We start from the raw sequence: 5,841 nt of genomic DNA, 5'->3' as shown, positions 1-5,841 counted from the left end.
GCCCACCCCGGCGGGATCATGAGTGCATGCCCCGTGTCGACATCCCCGGTTCCAAGTCCATCACCGCCCGTGCCCTCTTCCTGGCGGCGGCGGCCGACGGGGTCACGACCCTGCTGCGGCCGCTGCGCTCGGACGACACCGAGGGCTTCGCCGAGGGTCTGACCCGGCTCGGCTACCGCCTCGGCCGCACCCCCGGGGCCTGGCAGGTCGACGGCCGCCCGCAGGGTCCCGCCGCCGCGCAGGCCGAGGTCCACTGCCGCGACGGCGCCACCACGGCCCGCTTCCTGCCCACCCTGGCGGCCGCCGGCCGCGGCACCTACCGCTTCGACGCCTCGGCCCAGATGCGCCGCCGTCCGCTGCTGCCGCTCACCCGGGCGCTGCGCGACCTCGGCGTGGACCTGCGGCACGAGGAGGTGGAGGGGCACCACCCGCTGACGGTCACGGCGGCGGGCGTCGAGGGCGGCGAGGTGGTCCTGGACGCGGGCCAGTCGTCCCAGTACCTGACGGCCCTGCTGCTGCTCGGCCCGCTGACCCGCAAGGGCCTGCGCATCCGGGTCACCGACCTGGTCTCCGCCCCCTATGTCGAGATCACCCTCGCGATGATGCGGGCGTTCGGGGTCGAGGTGGCACGGGAGGGGGACGTGTTCGTGGTCCCCCCGGGCGGCTACCGCGCCACGACGTACGCGATCGAGCCCGACGCGTCGACCGCGAGCTACTTCTTCGCCGCGGCGGCCGTCACCGGCGGCGAGGTGACCGTCCCGGGCCTGGGCACGGGCGCGCTCCAGGGCGACCTGGGCTTCGTGGAGGTGCTGCGGCGGATGGGCGCCGAGGTGGCCACGGGTCCGGACGGCACCCGGGTGCGCGGCACCGGCGAACTGCGCGGTGTCACGGTGAACATGCGGGACATCTCCGACACCATGCCCACGCTCGCGGCGATCGCGCCGTTCGCCTCGGGACCGGTGCGCATCGAGGACGTGGCGAACACCCGGATCAAGGAGTGCGACCGGCTGGAGGCGTGCGCGCACAACCTGCGCCGGCTCGGTGTCGACGTGGCCACGGGACCGGACTGGATCGAGATCCGGCCGGGGGCGGACGGGCCGAAGGGCGCGCGGATCACGTCGTACGGCGACCACCGCATCGTGATGTCCTTCGCGGTCACCGGACTGCGGGTGCCCGGGATCTCGTTCGACGACCCGGGGTGCGTCCGCAAGACTTTCCCCGGTTTCCACGAGGCGTTCGCGGATTTGAGAAGGGACATCGTGCGGTGATCGGCAAGCTGGAGGGACCGGTTCTGGAGGGCGCGCTCATACGCCTGGAGCCGCTGGGGCACGGGCACGCCGCCGATCTCGCGCTGGCGGCGGAGGAGAACCGGGAGACGTACTCCTTCACCTGGGTGCCGAGGGCCGATCAGGTGGAGGCCTACATCGACACGCAGCTGGCCCGCGCGGCGACGGGCCGACTCGCGCCCTACGCGCAGGTCTCCCTCGTCTCCGGGCGGGTGGTCGGGACGACCTCGTACTGGGAGCCGCGGTACTGGCGGGACGACGACCGCCTCGACGCCGTCGAGGTCGGTTTCACCTGGCTCGCCGCCTCGGCACAGGGCACGGGCGTGAACGCCGAGGCCAAGCTGCTGCTGTTCCGGCACGCCTTCGAGGAGTGGGGCGTGTCCCGGGTGGACCTGAAGACCGACGCCCGCAACAGCCGCTCCCGCGCGGCCATCGAGGGCGTGGGCGCCCGCTTCGAGGGCGTGCTGCGCAACTGGTCCCGCTCCTGGGCGCCGGGCGAGGACGGCCGGCTGCGCGACTCCGCGATCTTCTCCGTCACGGACCGGGAGTGGCCGCAGTGCCGCGAGCGGCTGGAACGACGGGTGGCGGGGTTCCTGTCCCGGCAGGCGTGACCGCCCGACCGCACCGGCCGGGATCCGGACCGATCACGGCTCCGGACCGTCCGGGGTCCGTCGGCTCCGGACCGTCCAGGACATGTCCCCGGACCGCTCCCGGACCGCTCCCGGACCGCTCCCGGACCGTCCATGGACCGGACGGTGACTGGACCGTGGAGCCATGATCGGGAAACCATCGCGGGCATGACCTCGACGTCTTCCTCTTCCTTCCTCATCCTCCACGGCTGGCAGAACCACCGCCCCGAGGGGCACTGGCAGCACTGGCTCGCCGACCGGCTCGGGGAACGCGGCCACCACGTCGTCTACCCGCAGCTGCCCGATCCCGACGAGCCCGAGCTGGAGGTGTGGCTCGCCGAGCTCGCCCGGCACCTGCGCGCCCTGCCGGCCGAGGGGGAGCGGGTCGTGCTCGCCCACAGCGCCTCCGCCGTGCTGTGGCTGCATGCCGTCGCGCGCGGGGTGCCGGGGCTCGGCGACGTCGACCGGGTGCTGCTGGTGGCCCCGCCCTCCGGCTCGGTGCTCGCCCGGTACCCGGAGATCGCGGCCTTCACCCCGCCGCCGCCGGCCGGCCTGACCCTGCCGGGCCCCACCCGTCTCGTCGCCGGCGACGACGACCCGTACTGCCCCGAAGGCGCCCGGACCGTCTTCGCCGACCCCCTCGGCATCCCGGCCGAGATCCTCCCGGGCGCCGCCCACCTCGATCTCGACGCCGGCTACGGCTCGTGGCCCGCCGTGCTGGAGTGGTGCCTGGACGGCGACAGCAGGTTCAGTCCCCGTCCGTAGCCCCCGCCCGCGGCCACCGCCGCCAGGCACAGCAGACCCCCGCTGACCAGCGCCGTCGCCCCGGAGGTCCAGCCCGCGACCAGACCGCCGCGCAGATTGCCCAGGTTGGGTCCCGCCTGGCCGACGATCTGTTCGGCGGCCGTGACCCGGCCGAGCAGGGCGTCGGGGGTGCGGGTCTGCACGATGGTGCTGCGGGACACCACGGCCAGGGTGTCCGCGGCCCCGGCCAGGGTCAGCAGGCCCAGGCCCGTCCAGGGACCGGTGGTCAGGCCGAACAGGACCAGGGCGGCGCCCCAGCCGGCCGACGCGCACAGCATCACCGGACCCGGGCGGCCCAGCCGGGTGACCGCGCCGGAGAACGCGGAGGCGAGCAGACCGCCCACGGCGAGAGCCGACAGGAACAGGCCGAGGGTGCCCGGGTCGCCGCCGAAACGTTCCGCGTTGACCAGCGGGAAGAGGCTCACCGGGAACGACAGGACGGTGGCGGCCAGATCCGTGAGCAGCGCTCCGCGCACCGCCCGGTGGCCGGTCAGGAACCGCAGCCCGTCCAGCACCCCGCGCAGGCCCGGCCGGGAGCGTTCGCCCTCGGGCGGCAGCGCGGGCAGCCCGAACGCGCCGTAGAAGGAGAGACCGAAGCTCAGGGAGTCCAGGAGGTAGCAGGTGCCGATGCCCAGTCGGCCGAGCAGCACGCCCGCGACCGCCGGGCCGAGCAGCATCATCGCCTGGCCGGTGATCTGGTTGAGCGCGAGCCCGGCCGCCACCTGTTCCTTCGGCAGCAGCCGCGGTACGAACACGCCCGCCGCCGGCGCCCCGAGCGCGCCGAACGACGACTGGGCGGCGACCAGCGCGAGCAGCACGGCCACAGGTACGTGCCCGTCGAAGCCCTGCACGGCGAGCAGCAGGGAGCAGACCGCCTGGCCGACGGTGGCGAGCAGGTACACGCGGCGGCGGTCGGCCCGGTCCACCCAGGCCCCGGCGAACAGCCCGAACGCAGCCATCGGCAGTGCCTGCGCCAGACCGACCGCACCGCTCCAGGCCGTGCTGCGGGTCGTGTCCCAGACCTGGAACATGACGGTCACCGTGGTCATGAAGCTGCCGAGCAGGGACACCGTCCGCCCGATCAGCAGCCGCCGGAACGCGGGGGAGGAGCGCAGCGGACGCACGTCGAGAAGGGCGTGCGCCAGACTCATGAGAGGGCGGCGGGGCCGGGCGGATTCACGGCGGGGAGGCTAACCCGTACCCCCCGCTCCCCGCGAACCAATAACCGCAGGCGAGTCCGTGCCCTACGCCGACTCGTTCAGCAGTCGCCTCAGATGGTCCCGGCCCGCGTCCAGCAGCCCGGCCAGCGGCGCGGCCGTCTCGTACCACCGCTTCTCGTACTCCCAGCACAGCCAGCCGTCCCACTCGTGCCGGGAGAGCACCTCCACGCACTCGGCCAGCGGCAGCACCCCGGCGCCCAGCGCCAGCGGGGTCGTGTCGTCGGTGGACGCGATGTCCTTGACCTGGACGTAGCCGAGGTACGGGGAGAGGGCCGCGTAGCTGTCCAGCGGCTGCTCGCCGCCCAGCCAGGTGTGCATCACGTCCCACAGCGCCCCCACCTGCCGGTGGCCCACCAGGCCCAGGATCCGGATCGCGTCGGCGCCGGTGCGGTGCGAGTCGTGGGTCTCCAGCAGGATCCGTACGCCGACGTCGCCCGCGTACTCGGCGGCCGTGCCCAGTCGGCGCGCGGCCGTGGCGTCGGCCTCCCCGGGCGAGCCCTCGACGCCGCCGGGGAAGACCCGGAGGAACGGCGCGCCCAGGTCCCGGGCCAGGGTGAGGAGGTCGCGGATCTCGCCGATCACGGCGTCGTCGTCACCGGGCGCGGCCACGCGCGCGTACCCCGCCAGACCGAGGATCTCGACCCCGGCCGCCTTGAACGCGGCGGCCGTCTCGGCCCGTTCGTCGGGGGTGAGGCCCGGATGCACGGGCTCCTCCGGGTGGGTGCGCAGCTCCACTCCGTGATAGCCGTGCTCGGAGGCGAGCCGCAGGACGTCGGCGAGCGGCAGGCCGGGGACACCGAGGGTGGAGAAGGCCAGCTTCATGTCCACCGACCGTACCCGTCATCGCCGCCGGCCGCGTCCGCTCCGCCCCGACTCGGCCGTTTCCACCCTCACTCGGCCGCTTCGCGCAGGTCCAGCCGCCAGTCCTGGCCCACGAGGTCCTTGCCGAACGAGCGGTGGGGCGTCTCGGCGGCGAGGACGAAGCCGTGCCGCAGGTAGATGCGCCGGGCGGCGGCGAGGACGTCGTTGGTCCACAGGACGAGGTCCCGGTAACCGACCCCGCGCGCGAACGCGACGACCGCCCTGACCAGGCGGTCGCCCAGTCCCAGCCCGCGTGCGTCCGGCTCGACGAGCAGCAGCCGCAGCCGGGCGGTGCCGGGCGCCTCGTCCCGTACGCACATCACGCAGCCCACCGGCCGCCCGTCGAGCTCGGCGATCCACACCCGTTCCAGGTGCGGATCGTGGTCCTCGGCGAAGTCGGCCACGATCCTCGCCACGAGCCCCTCGTAGTCGGTGTTCCAGCCGTACTCGGCGGCGTACAGGGCGGCGTTGCGCTGCACGATCCAGCCGAGGTCGCCGGGGCCCGGTTCGCGCAGCACGACGTCCTCGGCGCGGGGCGCACCGGGGTCGCCCAGGATCGTACGGATCGTGCGCATGGCCTCCGCCAGGCGCGGACGGTCGGCGGGCGGCACGTCCGCCAGCAGGGCGCCGACCGTCTCCCGGGCCCGCTCCTCCAGCAGTTCGGCGGCCTCCCGGCCGCGCGCGGTGAGGGTGACCCGGCGTCGGCGCAGATCGTCCTGCGCGGCCGCGCGCTCGACGAGTCCGTCCTGCTCGAACCTGTTCAGGATCCGGCTCAGATAGCCGGAGTCCAGGGCGAGCCCGGTGCGCAGGTCGGCCGCGTCCGCGGTGGGGGAGTGGGCGAGTTCGTACAGGACGCGGGACTCGGTGAGGGTGTACGGGGCATAGAGGTGGCGGCCGTAGTCGAGGGCGCCGATGACGTTCGTGTAGAAGCGGTTGAACGAACGGATGTCCTGGACGGTCATGATCGATCCCGGTGATCCGATGGCTGACTCAGTCAGAGAAACGACGTCCCCGAGCGTAGAACGTCCCCCGCCCCACGAC

At 74.1% G+C, this 5,841-nt stretch carries 6 protein-coding genes; 3 read left to right on the top strand and 3 right to left on the bottom strand.

The window, feature by feature from the left end; genetic code table 11:
• Positions 1–26: 26 nt before the first annotated feature.
• The 3 genes from aroA (at position 27) to FNH09_RS43770 (ending at position 2,680) form a co-directional block, all read left to right on the top strand.
• Positions 27–1,268, top strand: coding sequence for a 3-phosphoshikimate 1-carboxyvinyltransferase (aroA, locus tag FNH09_RS43780; protein WP_152895442.1), 1,242 nt, complete (start codon positions 27–29; stop codon positions 1,266–1,268).
• Complete coding sequence (locus FNH09_RS43775) at positions 1,265–1,897, top strand: GNAT family N-acetyltransferase (RefSeq protein WP_162470003.1); 633 nt, start codon at positions 1,265–1,267, stop codon at positions 1,895–1,897. The genes aroA and FNH09_RS43775 overlap by 4 nt, the downstream gene beginning before the upstream one ends.
• Before the next feature lie 186 nt (positions 1,898–2,083).
• Entirely contained in the window at positions 2,084–2,680 is a 597-nt protein-coding gene (locus FNH09_RS43770; RefSeq protein WP_152895441.1) for an RBBP9/YdeN family alpha/beta hydrolase, read from the top strand.
• On the opposite strand, the gene FNH09_RS43765 is transcribed toward FNH09_RS43770, so the two are convergent.
• From FNH09_RS43765 to FNH09_RS43755, 3 genes are all read right to left on the bottom strand, one after another.
• Positions 2,611–3,870: an MFS transporter gene (locus FNH09_RS43765; RefSeq protein WP_152895440.1), complete on the bottom strand. Its 1,260-nt coding sequence runs from the start codon at positions 3,868–3,870 to the stop codon at positions 2,611–2,613. The two genes, FNH09_RS43770 and FNH09_RS43765, sit on opposite strands and share 70 nt — an antisense overlap.
• Before the next feature lie 93 nt (positions 3,871–3,963).
• Complete coding sequence (locus tag FNH09_RS43760; protein ID WP_152895439.1) at positions 3,964–4,761, bottom strand: sugar phosphate isomerase/epimerase family protein; 798 nt, start codon at positions 4,759–4,761, stop codon at positions 3,964–3,966.
• 68 nt (positions 4,762–4,829) lie between these two features.
• A complete protein-coding gene (locus FNH09_RS43755; protein WP_152895438.1) occupies positions 4,830–5,762 on the bottom strand; it encodes a bifunctional helix-turn-helix transcriptional regulator/GNAT family N-acetyltransferase in 933 nt (310 codons plus the stop codon).
• Between the last annotated feature and the right edge of the window lie 79 nt (positions 5,763–5,841).

It is taken from the genome of Streptomyces adustus (assembly GCF_009377175.1).
GTDB lineage: Bacteria > Actinomycetota > Actinomycetes > Streptomycetales > Streptomycetaceae > Streptomyces > Streptomyces adustus.
Note: the sequence above shows the minus strand (reverse complement) of the source record. Positions and strands in the feature narration are given on the sequence as shown.